Origin of the sequence: Variovorax sp. RO1 (assembly GCF_002849325.1) — a bacterium.
Classification (GTDB): Bacteria; Pseudomonadota; Gammaproteobacteria; order Burkholderiales; family Burkholderiaceae_C; genus Variovorax.
This window is the reverse complement of record NZ_PKMT01000001.1, coordinates 1,594,012-1,610,504: the sequence shown is the minus strand read 5'-3', so window position 1 is coordinate 1,610,504 and position 16,493 is coordinate 1,594,012. Positions and strand designations below refer to the sequence as shown.

Sequence of the window (16,493 nt, the reverse complement as noted above, 5' to 3'; positions counted from 1 at the left end):
GCATTGCGTAATTAACGATCCACGGGTTTACCCGGCCGCCTGGGCCGCCACCTAAGATGCCGACGACATGACCTCCCCCGCCGAAGCTCCTTCTTCCCCTCCCCGCGAGCGCCGCCAGCGCGTGCAGTCCGCCGAGACCGGCATGGCCGTGCTCAAGGGCCTGGCGCACCTGGGCGGGCGCAGCAGCCTCACGGCCCTGGCCACCCACGTGGGCGAGAGCCCGGCGAAGGTGCACCGCTACCTTGCGAGCCTGATGGAAGAAAGCCTGGTGCGCCAGGACACCGCCTCGCAGCACTACTACCTGGGGCCCGAGGCGATCCAGATCGGGCTGGCCGCCATGCGCCAGGCCGACCCGATCCGCGCGGCCGAGCCCTGCCTGATCCGCCTGCGCGAATCGCTGGAGGTGACCTGCTTCGTCGCGGTGATGGGCAACAAGGGCCCGACCATCGTGCGCTTCGAGGAGCCGGGCCTGCCGGTGACGGTAAACGTGCGCGCCGGCTCGGTGATGTCGATGCTGTGGTCGGCCACCGGCCGCGCCTTTCTGGGCCTGCTCGACGAGTCGCGCGTGGTGGCGCTGGCCGAACAGGAACTGGCCGAAGCCACCGCGGACATGCGTGCGCTGCTCGATGCGGCCGACCCCATCGGCGCGCTGCGCCGCGAGGTGCAGCAGGCGCACTGCGCGATCGTGAAGGACACCTACCTGCGCGGCATCAGCGCCGTGGCGGCGCCGGTGTACGACTACGCGGGAAGGGTGTGCGCCGTGATCACCGCGCTGGGTGCCACGGGCGGGTTCGACCCGTCGATCGACGGGCCGATCGCCATCGCCGTGCGGCGGGAGGCGAAGGCCGCCGGCGCGCTGCTGGGCGCGGCGGCCTGAGGCAACGCCGGAGCTGCCCGAAGGCAGCGGGCAGATTTACTCTGCCCAGACCACCGTGCCGGTCCACGCCGTGGCCAGCACGACGATGCCGAAGGCGATGCGGTACCACGCGAACGGAATGAAGTTGTGCGTGCTGATGTACTTCAGCAACCAGCGCACGCACAGCCACGCGCTGATGAACGAGAAGGCCAGGCCCACCGTGAACATCGGAATGTCGGCCATCGACAGCAGCGCGCGTTCCTTGTACAGGCTGTAGGCACCCGCGCCGATGAGCGTCGGAATCGCCAGGAAGAACGAGAAGTCGGTCGCCGCCTGGCGCGACAGGCCCAGCAGCATGCCGCCGATGATGGTCGAGCCGCTGCGGCTGGTGCCGGGGATCATCGCGAAGCACTGCACCAGGCCGACCTTGAGCGCGTCCCAGGGCGTCATGTCGTCCACGTGCTCGACACGCACCGAGCCCGGCGGGCGCTTCTCAGCCCACAGGATGATGAAGCCGCCGATGATGAAGGTGCTGGCCACCACGGTCGGAATGAACAGGTGCGCCTTGATCATCTTGCCGAACAGCAGGCCCAGCACCACGGCGGGCAGGAAGCCGATGACGATGTTCAGTGCCAGCCGGCGCGCCTTGGGCTGGCGCGGCAGCGCCACCACGGTCGAATGGATCTTCTGCCAATAGACCAGGATCACCGCGAAGATCGCGCCGGTCTGGATGGCGATGTCGAACACCTTGGCCTTGGCGTCGTCGAAGCCCAGCAGCGAGCCCGCAAGAATGAGGTGGCCGGTCGACGAGATCGGCAGGAATTCGGTCAGACCCTCCACGATGCCCATGACAGCGGCCTTGACCAGCAAAACGATATCCACGCGTACTCCTTGTAAGAGCGGCAATTATGGCGAGGCCTCCGGTCAGGTCCTGCTCAGGCCCTCGGCCGCAGGAAATACCTAGTTCAGGTGATGTTCGACGTCGGCGCATTAATACATATTGGTAACAGTTATTCACCTGCGGCCGAAGGAGCATCCATGTCAACGTTCACCACCGGGAGTGAACTCGAGGACTGCGTCGCTGAAGAACGCCCCTCGACGCTCGACGACCATGTCGAAGACCGACTCAAGAGCCCCTGCCAGCGGGAGCGGGAGCAGTGCCACGGCATGCTGCGCGTGGCCGAAGCCACCGGCGCCTCGGCCTACGAGCTGCGCCAGCTGACGCAGCGCCTGGCCGATATCGACCGCTGCGGCGCCAGCGCCTGCATCGTCGCGCAGGGCCACGTGGAGGCCGACCGCATGGCCTCCGGCCTGCAGGCCGACGCCGCCCTGTGCATCGACTTCCGGCTGCTGGAGCCGCTGGGCCCGGCCCACGACAAGAAATGGTTTGCGCGCTGGAAGTTCTGGAGCTTCCTGCTCGGTGCGGCCGGCCCGGTGGCCGCGCTCACGCTGCAGGGCCTGGCGCTGCGCCCGGCCGAACCGCACGATGCGCATGCCGACCTGGTCGCCAAGTCGCGCAAGGTGCTCGAAAGCTGGCGCCGCACCTCCGACACCCTCTTCTGGCACGCGGTGGAAGACTATGTGCGCCAGCAGGCCTTCTCGCTCGAAACGCAGGCCTACCTGATGCACTGCGTGGCGTCGGTCTTCGCCGCCGATGCGCCCTCGCTGTCCGACGCCGAGCGCGAACGGCTGGCCGCCGTGCTCACCGACACCTACTGCGACGCGCTCGGCACCGCGGCGACCATGCCGTCGTCGGACATCTACCGTCGCCTGGCGCAGGGCCTGGAAACCGACAGCGGCAACGCCGGCCCGGGCCGTCCGCTGGGGCGTGGCGAGGCCGCACAGGTGGCGATGACCACGCTGGTCACGGTCGTCGGCAACGGCGGCTCACACTGAGCCTGTAGACGCGCGACGGCGCAGCGCACGCACCGCGCTGTCGACCGTCGTCAGCACCGGCAAGCCACTGGCTGCCTCGCAGGCGCCACGCGCCCGCGCCATGCTGAACTGAGCCAGAGCAATGCGCGTGCAGCCGCGCGCGCGCAGCGCCGCAGCCTGTTCGGCGATGAGCGCATCGTGGCGCTGCGCGTCGCCCGCATCGAGCGCGGCCAGTGCGCCCTCGGCCAGCGCCAGCTCGAGCGCCATGCCCGAAGGAAACTCCGGCGGCATCGACTCCAGCGTGCGCGCAAAGGTCGCGATCAGGCCCAGGCGGCCTTCGCCCTGCACCGCCTCTTCGATCATGGCCTCGTTGGGCTTGAGCACCGGAATGCCCGCATGCCGCTGCGCGACCGCCTCGATGCACGGCCCGAAGGCCGAGCAGGTGAAGAGAATGCCGCGCGCACCCGTGTCCACCGCGTACTGCGCCAGACGCTGGAAGCGCTCGTGCATGGCCGCGTCGAGCCCCTTGCCATCGCGCGCGAGATCGGCCGAGAGGCTGTCGTCCAGCAGGTTCATGCGCACGGCCTCGGGCCAGTCGCGTGCAAAGGCTTCGTTGATGGGCGCGACGGAATGCGAGAGTGCGTGGATGAGGGCGATGCGTGTCATGAAATCAGAGGAGATCGAAACGCTCAGATGCCCTTGGACGACGGGTTGGCAAACGCCTCCTTCGTCTCGGCATTGAGCGGGTAATTGATGTTGATGCCCTTGGGCGGAATCGGCGACATGAACCACTTGCTGTAGAGCTTGTCCATCTCGCCGGACTTCATCATGCCCGAGACCACGCGGTCCACCAGCGCCTTGAAGGCGGGGTCGTCCTTGCGGAACATCAGCGACTGGTTCTCGGTGCGCAGGCTCTCGCCGGTGATGACGAAGTCCTTCGGGTTGCGCGCGTTGGCGATCTGGCCCGCGAGCAGGATGTCGTCGAGCACGAAGGCCTGCGCGCGGCCGCTCTCGACCAGCAGGAACGAATCGGTGTGGTCCTTGCCCGAGAGCTGGTTCACCTCGAGGCTGCGGCCCTTGTCGGCCGCGCGCAGCAGGCGGAACGAGGTGGTGCCGGCGGTGGTGACCACGGTCTTGCCCTGCAGGTCGGCGATGCTCTTGATGCCCGAATCGGCCTTCACCAGCGTGCGCACGTTGTAGCGGAAGATGTCCGGCGAAAACGCCACCTGCGACTGGCGCTCGACCAGGTTGGTGGTGGAGCCGCACTCGATGTCCACCGTGCCGTTCTGCACCAGCGGGATGCGGTTGGCCGAGGTCACGGCCTGGTACTTGATGTCGAGGGCCGGCAGCTTCAGCTCGGTCTTCACCGCCTCGACGATGCGGTTGCAGATCTCGATGCTGTACCCCACGGGCTTCAGGTTGCCGTCCAGGTACGAGAAGCCGAACGAGGCCTCGCGGTAGCCGAAGGTGATGGCGCCGCTGGCCTTGATCCTGGCGAGCGTGTCGTTGGCGGCCTGCGCCTGCGCGGCGGTGGTCGGCAGCAGCGTGGCACAGGCCAGCGCGAAAGCGGCGGCGGCGATGGAAAGCGACGGACGAAGCTGGGGCATGGAACGCTCCTCGGAACGGCGGTTGAAGAAAAGGGGGACGGTGATTCAGCGCGTCGCGCCGCGCGTGACCGCGTCGACCGAGGCCGCGAGCCGCGAAACGATCTCGTGCAGGTGGTCGCGCGTGGCGATGTACGGCGGCGCCAGCAGCACGTGGTCGCCCTGGCGGCCGTCGACCGTGCCGCCGAAGGGGTAGCACAGCAGGCCGCGCGCCATCGCGTCTTTCTTGAGGAGCGCGTGGACCTTCAGCGACGGATCGAAGGGCCGCTTGCTCGCGCGGTCGGCCACCAGCTCGACGCCCCAGAAGAAGCCGCGCCCGCGGATGTCGCCCACGTGCGGGTGATCGCCCAGCGCCTCGGCCAGCATCGCGCCGAAGGCGACGCCGTCGTCGCGCACCTTGGCGACGAGGCCATCGCGACGGATCACCTGCTGCACCGCGAGCGCCGCCGCGCAGGCCATCGGGTGGCCCAGGTAGGTGTGACCGTGCTGGAAGAAACCGCTGCCTTTCGACATGGCCTCGACGATCTTTCGCTGCGCCAGCACCGCGCCGATCGGCTGGTAGCCGCCGCCCAGGCCCTTGGCGATGGTCATCAGGTCGGGCGCCACGCCCTCCTGCTCGCAGGCGTGCAGCGAACCGGTGCGGCCCATGCCGCACATCACCTCGTCGAGGATCAGCAGCACGCCGTACTTGTCGCAGACCGCGCGCACCGCCTTGAAGTAACCCGGCACGGGCGTGAGCACGCCGGCGGTGGCGCCGCCCACGGTCTCGGCCACGAAGGCGATCACGCGGTCGGCGCCCTGCGCGACGATGGCCGCTTCCAGTTCGGCCGCCAAGCGCAGGCCGTACTGCTCGGCGCTTTCATCGGCGCGCTGCTCGCGGTACGGGTAGCACGGGGCGACGTGCGTGGCCGGCACGAGGATCGGCGCGAAGGGCTCGCGCCGCCAGGCGTTGCCGCCCACCGCGAGCGCGCCCAGCGTGTTGCCGTGGTAGCTCTGGCGGCGCGCGATGAAGTGGGTGCGCTGCGGCTGGCCGATTTCCACGAAGTACTGGCGCGCCATCTTCAGCGCCGACTCCACCGCCTCCGAGCCGCCGCTCACGAGGTACACGTGGCTCATGCCTTCGGGGGCGGAACCGATGAGTTCGTCGGCCAGCTGCTCGGCCACCTCGCTCGTGAAGAAGCTGGTGTGGGCGTAGGCCAGCGTGTCGATCTGCGCGTGCATGGCCGCCATCACCTCGGGATGGCCATGGCCGAGCGAGGACACGGCCGCACCGCCCGACGCATCGAGGTACTCGCGCCCGTCGGCGTCGCGGATGAACATGCCCTGCGCGCTGGCGGCAACGGGCGGGGTGTGGCGAAGGTGGCGGTGGAAGACGTGCGTCATGGCAAGGGGAAAGCGGCGGCCTGTGTTTGGAACTAACGTTTCGGCCGAATTATTGTTTGGAACATTTGTTCCGTCAACTCCCGGGATTTCCCTGCTCCGGTACATTCGTTCCAGACACCCAGAGAAAAGAGACACCGCCATGGGCGCCCGAGAACAGATCCGCCAGCGTTTCAACGAACTGAGCCCTGCCCTGCAGCAGGTCGCGCGCTACGTGCTCGACCACCCCAACGAAGTGGTCACGGGCTCGATGCGCAACGTCGGCACGCGCGCGCAGAGCACGCCGGCCACGCTGGTGCGCTTCGCCCAGCACCTGGGCTTCGACGGCTGGCCGCAACTCAAGGAGGCCTTCGCCGCTGACATGGGCCTGGGCACCGAAACGTATGGCGTGCGCGCCAAACAGCTCGTGGGCCGCGCCGCCGACCAGGGCCTGACGGGCGAGATGTTCGAGGTGCAGCGGCGCAACCTGGAGCTCACGCACCAGCAGAGCGGGCCGGCGCTGCTCAAGGCCTGCGTGCTGCTCGAAAAGGCGCCGGCCGTGCACGCGGCAGGCTTTCGCGCGTGCTTTCCGATCGCGTTCTCGTTCGTGTACGTGTACCGGCTCTTTCGCACCAGCGTGCATTTGGTCGACGGCCAGGGCGGCTCGCTCGAGATGCAGCAGCGCGCCTTCGCCAAGGGCGACGCGCTGGTGGTGGCGAGCTTTGCGCCCTACTCGCGCGAAGCCTTGCAGGTGGCCGAGGCTGCGAAGGCGGCCGGTTGCCGCATCGTGGCGATCACCGACAGCGTGACCTCGCCGCTGTCGCTGCTGGCGGACGAGACGCTGCTCTTCACCATCCACAGCCCGTCGTTCTTCCCCTCGGTGGCGGCCGGCGTGGCTGTGACGGAAGCGCTGGTCGAACTGCTCGCGAGCCGCGCGGGCAAGCCGGTGATCCGGCGCATCGACCAGGCGGAAGCGCAGCTGTTCGAGTCGGGGGCCTACCTCATGGCGCCCGTGGCGCGCGGCGGCTGAGAGACGGAATCAGGCCAGCGCGCGGGTGCGGCCGGCGCTCTGGCGCAGATACAGCACCAGCAGGTCGCGGTTGGCGTTGATGTGCTCGCGCATGGCCGCTTCGGCGCCGGCAGCTTCCTGCCGGCCGAGCGCCTCGACGATGCAGCGGTGCTCTTCCAGCGCCTGCAGCGCCTGGCCGTGCCGGTACATCAGCATGGCGGCGTCGCGCTTGTGCGGGCGCGAGCGGCTGTCGAAGATCACCGGCAGCTGGCAGGCCCGCTGCACGGCCTCGCTGAGCCAGCGGTTGTCGGCCAGCGACAGCAGCTTGTGGTGGAAGGCCTGGTTCAGGTCCTGCCACTGGTCGGCGCGCTCGTCGGACCATTCGCCGCTGTCGTGCAGCAGCGCGTGCTGCTCGTCGACCATGGCCGTCAGTTCGGCCAGCGCCTCACCGCCCAGGCCGCGCTCGCTGAGCAGGCGGCAGCCCATGCCTTCGAGCGTGGCGCGCACGCTGAAGGCGTCGAACACGTCCTTGGCGTCGAAACGGCGCACCTGGAAACCCCGCTGCGGGTGGTAGACCAGCAACCCCTCGTCGGCCAGCCGCGCCATGGCGCCGCGCACAGGGGTGCGCGACACGCCAAGCTCGTTGGCGAGCGAAATCTCCATGAGGTGGGCGCCGGGGGCGATCGCACCATCGAAGATGCGGGTGCGCAGCGTGTCGGCCACGGACAGCACGCGCGTCCGCGAGGGATCTGGGGGGGTCATCGAAAGTCGGAAACAGGGAGCGGCCCGAAGCGGGCCGCGCGGATGGTACGGCGGCGTATCGAAGCTTCATATCCCCAATTTCCGTAAAAATTCCTTTCTGGCGACTTTTTCGAGAATTACGGAAAAATTATTAACTTCTGTAAACAAACACCCCGGTTTCCGCGTTACCGCCCCGCCGTTTCGGCCGCCAGGTGGATCGCGGCGCGAATCCGGGGGTAGGTGCCGCAGCGGCAAATGTTGCCGCGCATGGCGTCCGAGACCTGGTCGTCGCTGGGTTTGGGCGTGGCCTTGAGCAGCGCGCAGGCCGACATGAGCTGGCCGCTCTGGCAGTAGCCGCACTGCACCACGTCGACCTCGGTCCAGGCCTGGCGCAGGGCGTCGGCCTCCCGGCCTTTCAGGCCCTCGATGGTGGTGACCTCGCGGGCGCCCACGGCCTCGAGCGGGGTGACGCAGGAGCGCACGGCCTCGCCGTCCAGGTGCACGGTGCAGGCGCCGCACAGCGCCTTGCCGCAGCCGAACTTGGTGCCGACGAGCTTCATCTCGCCGCGCAGCACCCACAGCAGCGGGGTGTCGGGCTCGGCGCTCACGGTGGCGGTCTGGCCGTTGATCTTCAGCGTGGTGGTCGTGGTCATGGGGATGTCCTTCTTGTTCTGGGAGGATCAGGCCAGCCGCAAAGGCAGGCTGCGCAGGCGCTGGCCGGTCAGCGCGAACACGGCGTTGGCCACGGCGGGCGCGATGGGCGGCGTGCCCGGCTCGCCGACGCCGCCGGGCGGCACCTCGGCGCCGGTGCCGGCGAGGATGTCGACCTCGATGACCGGGCACTCGTCGATGCGCAGCGGCGTGTAGTCGTGGAAGTTGCTCTGCTGCACCTGGCCGCGCGCCACGGTGATCTCGCCGCGCAGCGCCGCCGACAGGCCGAACACGATGCCGCCTTCCATCTGCTGGCGGATCAGGTTCGGGTTCACCGGCAGGCCGCAGTCGATCACGCACACCACACGGTGCACACGGATCTGCCGCTCGGGCGTCACCGACACCTCGGCCACCTGCGCCACGATGCTGCCGAAGGCGCGGTGGATGGCCACGCCGCGCGCGCGCTTCGTGCCGTCGGGCCCGTCGGCCAGCGGCTCGCCCCACTTCGAGAGCTCGGCCACGCGCTTGAGCACCGCCAGGTGGCGCGCGTCCTTGGCGAGCAGGCCGGCGCGGAAAGCCACCGGGTCCTTGCCAGCGGCCACCGCGCATTCGTCGATGAAGCTCTCGACGAAGAAGCCGTTCTGCGAATGCGCCACCGAGCGCCAGATGCCGGTGGTGACGGCCGATTCGACAGGCACGTGCGCCACGCGGGCCTGCGGAAAGTCGTAGGCGGTGTTCCAGGCGCCGTCGGTCGAGTTGTCCATGAACGACGGCGCGCCCAGGCTGGAGCCGGCGCTGGTGGTCTGCCACGCGACCAGCGCGCCCGCCGCGTCGAAGCCGGCCTTGCACCGCGCCACGTAGGCGGGGCGATAGAAGTCGTGCGTCATGTCTTCCTCGCGCGACCAGATCAGTTGCACCGGCGCGCCGCCGGCCTCGCGCGCGAGCTGCGCGGCCTGCACCAGGAAGTCGATGAAGTAGCGCCGCCCGAAGCCGCCGCCCAGGTAGGTGACGTGCAGCGTGACCTTCTCGGCATCGATGCCCAGCGTCTTGGCGACCGCGGCGCGCGCGAAGCCCGGCGCCTGCGTGGGCGCCCAGACGGTGGCGGCGCCGTCCTTGAACTGCACGGTGCAGTTCATCGGCTCCATGGTGGCGTGCGCCAGGAAGGGGACGCGGTACTCGACCTCGATGGTGCGCGCGGCCGACTTGAGTGCTGCTGCCACGCCGCCCGTATCGAGGCGCGCGTTGCCCGCGTCAGCGTCGAGCGTGCGCGCGAGGCGGTCGATCATCTCGGCGCTCGACAGGCTCGCGGCCGGGCCGTGGTCCCAGGTGATGTCGACCTTCTTCAGCGCGCGCATCGCGTGGTACGGCGTGTCGGCGATCACCGCCACGCCGCCCGCCGTGCTGCCGGTGCCGACGAGGCTCGCGGCCACCGGCTCCAGCGCCATCACCTTGCGCACGCCGGGCAGCGCCTCGGCAGCTTTCGCATCGAAGTGCGCGACGCGGCCGGCCAGCGTCGGGCACATGGCGATGCTGGCGTACAGCAGGCCCGGCGGCAGCACGTCGATGCCGTAGGTGGCCGTGCCGTTGAGCTTGCCGGCGTTGTCGATGCGCCGCTGCGGCTGTCCGATGACGCGGAAGTCGGCGGGCGCCTTGAGCTTCACCGCCGTGGGCAGCGGCTGCTGCGCGGCCTGCGTAGCGAGTTCGCCGAAGCGCGCGCTGCGGTTGGAAGCTGCGTGCAGCACGCGGCCGGCCTCGGTGCGGCATTCGCTGGCGGGCACCTGCCACTGGGCCGCCGCCGCGCCCACCAGCATCAGCCGCGCCGACGCGCCGGCTTCGCGCACCGGGCCCCACTGATCGGTGACGCTCGACGAGCCGCCCGTGCCCGACAGCCCCGGGATCGTGCGCAGCAGCTTGCCCACCACCTGGTGCGCCGCGCGCTTGCCGAAGCCCTCGTCGCCAGGCTTGAAGGGCAGCGCGTCGAGGATCATGGCCTGGTTGTTGTAGATGGCATCGAAGCCGGCCTGCTCGAGCCGCACCTGCGACATCGAAGCGTCCATCTCTTCGGCCAGCAGCATCGCCAGGCCGGTGTGCGTGCCCTGCCCCATTTCCGACTGCGTCATGACCAGCGTGACCGTGTCGTCACTGCCCACCTTGACCCAGCCATTGAGCACGACCTGCCCGTTGCCCGCCGGCAGCGGCGCGCCGGGCACGAGGCGCGACGCCGCCGGCGTGGCGGCCCAGCCGACGACCAGGGCGCCGGCGGCCCCGAGGGTGCCGAGCACGAAGTGGCGGCGTTTGAGTGTGGGCATGGGGGGTCTTTCTTCGGTGGGGGTCTTGCTTGTCGTTCGTGCGGAGATGTCGCCGTCGTCAGGGCGGCACGGCGATGCCTCGCCAGAACATCTCGAAGCCGGCTTCGGCGCAGTCGAAGGCCTCGTGGTCATCACCGGCCTGCGCGATGTAGCCGACTGTGGTCTCGGCCATGGCCGTGAGCATCGCGCCCAGGAATTCCATCGGCCGCTCGACGACTTCGCCGCGCCGCATGCACTCCTGCGCTGCCGCCTCCAGCCGCGCGAACGGCACCATGCCGGCGACGCGGCTCTCGTTGCTCAGTTCGTCGGACACCTTGAGTTGCGCCAGCACGCGCAGCTTGCCGGGGTGCGCCACGCCCCATTGCACGTAGCGGTCCCAGATGTGGCGGAACTGGGTGCGCGGGTCGGCGGCTTCGGGCCAGTCGGCCAGCATCACGCCGGCCAGCTCGGTCTTCAATGCGCGGTACAGCGCGTCGGTCAGCAGCGCCTTGCTCGCGAAGTAGGTGAACAGCGTGCCCTCGGCCACGCCCGCGGTGCGCGAGATGGCCGAGGTCGGCGTGGCCCACACGCCGCGCCGGCCGAACTCGGCCAGCGCCGCCTCGAGGATCGCGTTGTGCTTGTCTGCGCTGCGGGGTCGGGCCATGCGTCGAGGGTCTCCATCGTTCGTTTAAATGAGTGCGCACTCAAGTATAGGAACGCGGCGCCGATCCGCAAGCCCCGTGGCGATGGCCCCGTGGAACCACGGCGTAACACAACAGTCCAACGAGGGTCGTGGCGTCGTGCTGCGACAGGAGGTAATGACCATGAAGCATGTCAAGCATTGGCAGGACCCCGTCAACGCCGTCGCCGGCGTGTGGCTGATCGTCTCGCCGTGGGTACTGGGCTTTCAGGGCAACACGCTCGCCATGTGGACCATGGTGGCGACCGGCATCGCGCTGGGCGCCGTGGCCTTGGGCGCGACCTTCGTGCCGCATCAGTGGGAAGAGTGGACCGAAGTGGCGCTGGCAGCCTGGCTGGCGGTGTCGCCCTGGTTGCTCGACTTCCGCATGGTCGAGCCGGCACTGGTCAACGCGGTGCTTGTTGCCGCGGTGATCATGGTGCTCGCCCTCTGGGTCCTGGTGACCGACAAGGACTACCTGGGCGGTGCCATCGACCGTCCGGCGTGATGGGGAGAGAGCGATAGTGTGAGCCGAGCGGCGACCACCGCCGCGAAGCGACGACGCCCGGTCCGGTGTTCCTGCATGCAGCGAGCACTGGTCGGGCCGACGGGCCAGGCAGGTTCCCATGCCCGCCCGCGACACCCGCCGCTTACGGCGTGCGGGAAGCGGCGTTGTTGTTCTGAATGCTGTTGCCGGCCGGGCGGGCGTCGCCCATCCAGTCGGCCTGCCAGCCGCCGCCCATGGCCTGGATCAGCGCGATTGCCGCGGCCTGGCGATTGACCTGAAGCTGCACGAGCGCGCGCCGCGCGCTCAGTGCAGCGGCCTGCGCCTGCACCACATCGGTGTAGCTCACCTGCCCCGCGCGATACCTATTGAGCAGTTGCTGCTCGGTCTTGTCGGCCGCTGCCGTGGCCTCGCGGCGCAGGCCTTCCTGCTGCGCCAGCGTGGCGCCGGTGGTCAGCTGGTCTTCGACGGTCTGGAACGCGGCCAGCACGGTCTGCCGGTAGCGCGCCACGCTGGCCTCGTGGCCGGCCTTGGCGGCATCGACGCTGGCGCTGATCGCTCCCGCATCGAACACCACCTGCGCCACCGACAGGCCCAGCCCCCACAGCGTGTTGGCCGAACCGAAGAGATCTTTCACGCGGCTCGCGTTGCTGCCGACGGAGGCCGTGAGCGAGATGTTCGGGTAGTAGGCCGAGCGCGCCACGCCGATCTGCGCATTGGCCGCCGCCACCGCGCGCTCCGCCGCCGCGATGTCGGGCCGGCGCTGCAGCAGCGTCGAGGGCACGCCGGTCGGCACGCCGGGCACCGTGGGCGTCCAGCGCGCGGGCGGCAGGCTGAAGTCGGCCGGTGCCACGCCCACCAGCATCGCGACGGCGTGCTCCAGCGTGGCGCGCGTGCGCTGCAGGCCCACGCGATCGGCCTTGGCGTTCACCAGCTGGGTCTGCGCCTGCAGCACGTCGGTCTGCGCGGCGATGCCGGCGGCGTAGCGGTTGCTCGTGATCTCGAACGCGCGCTGGTAGCCGAGGATGGTTTCGTCGAGCAGCACGATCTCGGCGTCGGCCTCGCGCAGCGAGAAGTAGTTGGTGGCCAGGTCGCCGATGGCCGACAGCCGCGCCGAGGCCAGGTCGGCTTCGCTGGCCTGTGCGTTGGCCTGCGCGCTGTTCACGGTTTCGCGCAGCCGGCCCCACACGTCGGGCGTCCAGCTCGCGCCCAGCGTGGCGCCGAAGACATTCGACGGGCTGGCCGAGGCGTTGCCGCCCACGGTGCCCGAGCGCCTGCCGCTGCCGTCGAGCGACACCGACGGGAGCAGCCCCGCGCGCTGCTCGCGCACCAGCGCCTGGGCCTGCGTGTAGTTGGCGACGGCGGCCGCGATGTTCTGGTTCGACACCTGCACGCGCCCCGCGAGTTCGTCGAGCGTGGCGTCGCCGAAGAGCTTCCACCACTCGCCGCGATCGAGCGCGTCGGCCGGCGCGGCGGGCAGCCAGCCGTCGGCGGCGGGCTGCTCCTTCCAGCCGGCCGGCGCGGCGGAGGCGGGCAACTGGTACGTCGGGCCGACGGCGCAGCCGGCGAGCACGGCAGCCAGCGCGAGCGTGCTCAGCGCGAAGAAGCGGCGTGAAGGGCCGATAGAAGAGAAGGAGGCATTCATGGTCATGGATCTCAGACGGCCGGAGCGCGGCTCAGCGCGTGTTCGTTCTTGCCGCGGCGGCGCAGCTTGTCGAGCAGCAGGTACACCACCGGCGTGGTGAGCAGCGTCAGCAGCTGGCTCGCGATGAGCCCGCCGATGATCGCCACGCCCAGCGGCCGGCGCAGCTCGGCGCCCTCGCCGAAGCCAATGGCCAGCGGCAGTGCGCCGAGCGCGGCGGCCAGCGTGGTCATCAGGATGGGCCGGAAGCGCAGCAGGCAGGCCTCGCGCACCGCCTCGAGCGGGCTCAGGCCGCGCGAGCGCTCGGCCTCCAGCGCGAAGTCGATGATCAAAATGGCGTTCTTCTTCACGATGCCGATCAGCAGGAACACGCCGATCAACGCGATGATGGAAAACTCCATGCGGAACATCAAGAGCGCCAGCACCGCGCCCACGCCGGCCGAAGGCAAGGTCGACAGCACCGTCACCGGATGCACCAGGCTCTCGTACAGGATGCCCAGCACGATGTAGATCACCACCAGCGCCGCCAAAATCAGCATCGCCTGCTGGCCCTGCGACTGCTGCGCGCTCAGCGCGGTGCCGGCAAAGGCGCCGCGCACATTCGTCGGCATCGCGATGTTGGCCTCGGCCTTGGCGATGGCCTCGCGCGCATCGCCAAGGTTGGCGCCTTCGGCCAGGTTGAACGAGATGGTGGTGGCGAGCTCGCCGTCTTCATGGCTCACCGAGGTCGCGACCGACTGCTCCTCGAACTTCGCCACCGCCGACAGCGGCACCAGCGTGGTCGCCGTGTTGCTCAGCACGTTGCCGGTCGAGGCGTTGCGCAGGCCGGCGTTGGCCGACACCGGCACCGTGGCGGCGGCCGAGGTGGAGGCGGCCGAGGTGCTTGTCGATGTGGTTGCCGCCACCTGCGTGGTCACCGCCTGCCCGCCCACCACCGAAGTTCGGGTGGCGGGCACGTACACGTCGCGCAGCGCGTTCGGGCTGCTCGTGTAGGCCGGCGCCCATTCCATCACCACGTGGTACTGGTTGAGCTCGGTGTAGATCGTGGCCACCTGCCGCTGGCCGAAGGCGTTGTACAGCGCGTTGTCGATGGCGGTGGAGGTCAGCCCCAGGCGCCGCGCGCTGTCGGGATCGACCTTCGCCACCGTCTCCACGCCGTTCTGGTCCTGGTCGGTGTCGATGTCGGTCAGCGTGGGCTGCTGCTTCATCTCGTCGGCCAGCTTCACGGCCCACGTGCGCAGGTCGGACAGGCTGTCGCTCTTGAGCGTGTACTGGTAGGTGGAGTTGCTGGAGCGCCCGCCCGAGCGCACGTCCTGCACCGGGCCGAGGAACACGCGCAGCCCCGTCACCTGCGCCAGCTGCGGACGCAGCCGCGCGATCACCGCCAGGCCGCTGTCCTTGCGCTGGCTGGCCGGTTTCAGGTTGACGAACATGAAGCCGCCGCCCGCCCGCCCGCCGCCCGTGAAGCCCACCACGGTGTCGACCGCCTCGTCCTTGCGGATGATGTCGACCACCTCGCGCAGCTTGGCGCCCATGGCCTGCGACGAAATGCTCTGGTCGGCGCGCAGGCCGCCGTTGAGCTGGCCGCTGTCCTGCTGCGGGAAGAAGCCTTTCGGCGCCGCGCTGAACAGGTAGACATTGAGCCCCACCACCGCCAGCAGCACGAACATGACGATCGCCTTGCTGTCGAGCGCCCAGTCGAGCGCGCTCTCGTAGCGCTTGAGCATCCAGTCGTAGCTGCGCTCCGCCGCGCGACCGAACCGGCCCGGCGGCTTGCCGTTGCCGTGGCCGTTGTTGCCCCCGGGCTTGAGCATCCACGCGCACATCATCGGCGTGGTGGTGAGCGAGATGACCAGCGAGATCAGCACCGCCGCCGACAGCGTGACCGCGAACTCGCGGAACAGCCGCCCCACCTGCCCGCCCATGAACAGCAGCGGAATGAACACCGCCACCAGCGACACGCTGATCGACAGCACCGTGAAGCCGACTTCTTGCGCGCCGAGCAGCGCCGCCTTCATGCGCGACATGCCCGCCTCGATGTGGCGGCTGGTGTTCTCCAACACCACGATGGCGTCGTCCACCACGAAGCCCGTGGCCACGGTGAGCGCCATCAGGCTCAGGTTGTTGAGGCTGAAGCCCAGCAGGTGCATCACGCCGAACGTGCCCAGCAATGCCACCACCGTCGCCACCGCCGGCACCACGGTCGCGCGCACGCTGCGCAGGAACAGGCTGACCACCAGCACGACGAGCAGCACGGCGATGACCAGCGTCATCTCCACTTCGCGCAGCGAACTGCGGATGGAGTTAGTGCTGTCCGACGCCACCTGCAGCGTCACGTCCGGCGGCAGTTGCGCCTGCAGCTCGGGCAGCAGCGCGCGCACGTTGTCGACCGTCTCGATGATGTTGGCCGAGGGCTGCCGCGTGATCAGCACGATGATCGCCGGCTCGCCGTTGAACAGGCCCAGCGTGCGCGTGTCTTCGACGCCGTCGATCACGTCGGCCACCTCGCGCAGCCGCACCGCCGCGCCGTTGCGCCAGGCCACGACCATCGAGGCGTAGTCGCTTGCGCGCAGCGCCGGGGTCTGGGTGTAGATCTGCAGCTTGCGGCCTTCGCCTTGCACCATGCCCTTGGGGCGGTTGGCGTTGGACGCTTGAATCGCGGCGCGTACGTCGTCGGAGCTGATGCCGTAGCGATTCAGTGCGAACGGCAGCAGTTCGATGCGGACGGCGGGGAGCGAGCCGCCGCCGATTTCTACGTCGCCTACGCCGTCTACCTGCGACAGGCGCTGGCTGACGATGTTCGAGACTGCTTCGTAGATCTGGCCTGGGGTCTTTGTTTTTGACGTGAGGGCCAGGATGATGACGGGGGAGGCTGCTGGGTTGGCTTTGCGGTAGGTTGGGTTGCTTCTTAGCGTGGCTGGCAAGTCGACGCGGCTGGCGTTGATGGCGGCCTGGACTTCTCTTGCGGCGCCGTCGATGTTGCGGCTTAGGTCGAATTGCAGGGTGACGCGGGAGGAGCCTACCGAGCTGGTGGACGTCATTTCGTTGACGCCTGCGATGGTGCCTAGGTGTCTTTCTAGTGGCGTTGCTACGCTTGTTGCCATCGTCTCTGGGCTTGCGCCTGGGATCGAGGCTCTTACTGAGATGACTGGGTAGTCGACTTGGGGTAGCGGGGAGACTGGTAATACGAAGAACGCGGCTATGCCTGCTAATGCGATGCCGATGGTTAGCAGGACTGTGCCTATGGGGCGGCGGACGAAAGGGCGCGACAGGTTCATCGCAGT

Annotated in this window: 14 protein-coding genes; 4 read left to right on the top strand and 10 right to left on the bottom strand. The window is 69.2% G+C overall.

Annotated elements, in window-relative coordinates:
• The first annotated feature begins 67 nt into the window (after positions 1 to 67).
• Entirely contained in the window at positions 68 to 877 is an 810-nt protein-coding gene (locus tag CY658_RS07840) for an IclR family transcriptional regulator (RefSeq protein WP_101489584.1), read from the top strand.
• 36 nt (positions 878 to 913) lie between these two features.
• Here the strand turns inward: CY658_RS07840 and CY658_RS07835 are convergent, their stop codons facing one another.
• The gene (locus tag CY658_RS07835; protein ID WP_101489583.1) at positions 914 to 1,738 is read right to left on the bottom strand and encodes an undecaprenyl-diphosphate phosphatase; all 825 of its coding nucleotides are present in this window, start codon (positions 1,736 to 1,738) and stop codon (positions 914 to 916) included.
• 156 nt (positions 1,739 to 1,894) lie between these two features.
• On the opposite strand from CY658_RS07835, the gene CY658_RS07830 reads away from it, so the two are divergent.
• On the top strand, positions 1,895 to 2,752 hold the full coding sequence (locus CY658_RS07830; RefSeq protein WP_101489582.1) for a hypothetical protein: 858 nt from the start codon (positions 1,895 to 1,897) through the stop codon (positions 2,750 to 2,752).
• On the opposite strand, the gene CY658_RS07825 is transcribed toward CY658_RS07830, so the two are convergent.
• Genes CY658_RS07825 through CY658_RS07815 form a run of 3 tightly spaced genes read right to left on the bottom strand, consistent with a single transcriptional unit; the run spans position 2,744 to position 5,718 of the window.
• The gene (locus CY658_RS07825) at positions 2,744 to 3,397 is read right to left on the bottom strand and encodes an aspartate/glutamate racemase family protein (RefSeq protein WP_101489581.1); all 654 of its coding nucleotides are present in this window, start codon (positions 3,395 to 3,397) and stop codon (positions 2,744 to 2,746) included. The two genes, CY658_RS07830 and CY658_RS07825, sit on opposite strands and share 9 nt — an antisense overlap.
• Before the next feature lie 23 nt (positions 3,398 to 3,420).
• Complete coding sequence (locus CY658_RS07820; RefSeq protein ID WP_101489580.1) at positions 3,421 to 4,338, bottom strand: transporter substrate-binding domain-containing protein; 918 nt, start codon at positions 4,336 to 4,338, stop codon at positions 3,421 to 3,423.
• Between the two features lie 45 nt (positions 4,339 to 4,383).
• Positions 4,384 to 5,718, bottom strand: coding sequence for an aspartate aminotransferase family protein (locus tag CY658_RS07815; RefSeq protein ID WP_101489579.1), 1,335 nt, complete (start codon positions 5,716 to 5,718; stop codon positions 4,384 to 4,386).
• A gap of 139 nt (positions 5,719 to 5,857) precedes the next feature.
• On the opposite strand from CY658_RS07815, the gene CY658_RS07810 reads away from it, so the two are divergent.
• Positions 5,858 to 6,724 (top strand): MurR/RpiR family transcriptional regulator, encoded by an 867-nt coding sequence (locus tag CY658_RS07810; protein WP_101489578.1) that lies wholly within the window; start codon positions 5,858 to 5,860, stop codon positions 6,722 to 6,724.
• 9 nt (positions 6,725 to 6,733) lie between these two features.
• Here CY658_RS07810 and CY658_RS07805 read toward each other — a convergent pair whose 3' ends face one another.
• From CY658_RS07805 to CY658_RS07790, 4 genes are all read right to left on the bottom strand, one after another.
• Positions 6,734 to 7,465, bottom strand: coding sequence for a GntR family transcriptional regulator (locus CY658_RS07805; protein ID WP_101489577.1), 732 nt, complete (start codon positions 7,463 to 7,465; stop codon positions 6,734 to 6,736).
• Between the two features lie 164 nt (positions 7,466 to 7,629).
• Positions 7,630 to 8,097, bottom strand: coding sequence for a (2Fe-2S)-binding protein (locus tag CY658_RS07800; protein ID WP_101489576.1), 468 nt, complete (start codon positions 8,095 to 8,097; stop codon positions 7,630 to 7,632).
• A 27-nt stretch (positions 8,098 to 8,124) separates the two neighbouring features.
• Positions 8,125 to 10,404 (bottom strand): xanthine dehydrogenase family protein molybdopterin-binding subunit, encoded by a 2,280-nt coding sequence (locus CY658_RS07795; protein WP_101489575.1) that lies wholly within the window; start codon positions 10,402 to 10,404, stop codon positions 8,125 to 8,127.
• Between the two features lie 58 nt (positions 10,405 to 10,462).
• Positions 10,463 to 11,047, bottom strand: a complete 585-nt coding sequence (locus CY658_RS07790; RefSeq protein WP_101489574.1) for a TetR/AcrR family transcriptional regulator — start codon at positions 11,045 to 11,047, stop codon at positions 10,463 to 10,465.
• 160 nt (positions 11,048 to 11,207) lie between these two features.
• Between CY658_RS07790 and CY658_RS07785 the strand changes: the two genes are divergently transcribed.
• Positions 11,208 to 11,570 (top strand): SPW repeat protein, encoded by a 363-nt coding sequence (locus tag CY658_RS07785; protein WP_101490282.1) that lies wholly within the window; start codon positions 11,208 to 11,210, stop codon positions 11,568 to 11,570.
• A gap of 142 nt (positions 11,571 to 11,712) precedes the next feature.
• Here CY658_RS07785 and CY658_RS07780 read toward each other — a convergent pair whose 3' ends face one another.
• Entirely contained in the window at positions 11,713 to 13,212 is a 1,500-nt protein-coding gene (locus CY658_RS07780; protein ID WP_101490281.1) for an efflux transporter outer membrane subunit, read from the bottom strand.
• Between the two features lie 11 nt (positions 13,213 to 13,223).
• The gene (locus tag CY658_RS07775; RefSeq protein ID WP_101489573.1) at positions 13,224 to 16,487 is read right to left on the bottom strand and encodes an efflux RND transporter permease subunit; all 3,264 of its coding nucleotides are present in this window, start codon (positions 16,485 to 16,487) and stop codon (positions 13,224 to 13,226) included.
• Positions 16,488 to 16,493 lie beyond the last annotated feature (6 nt).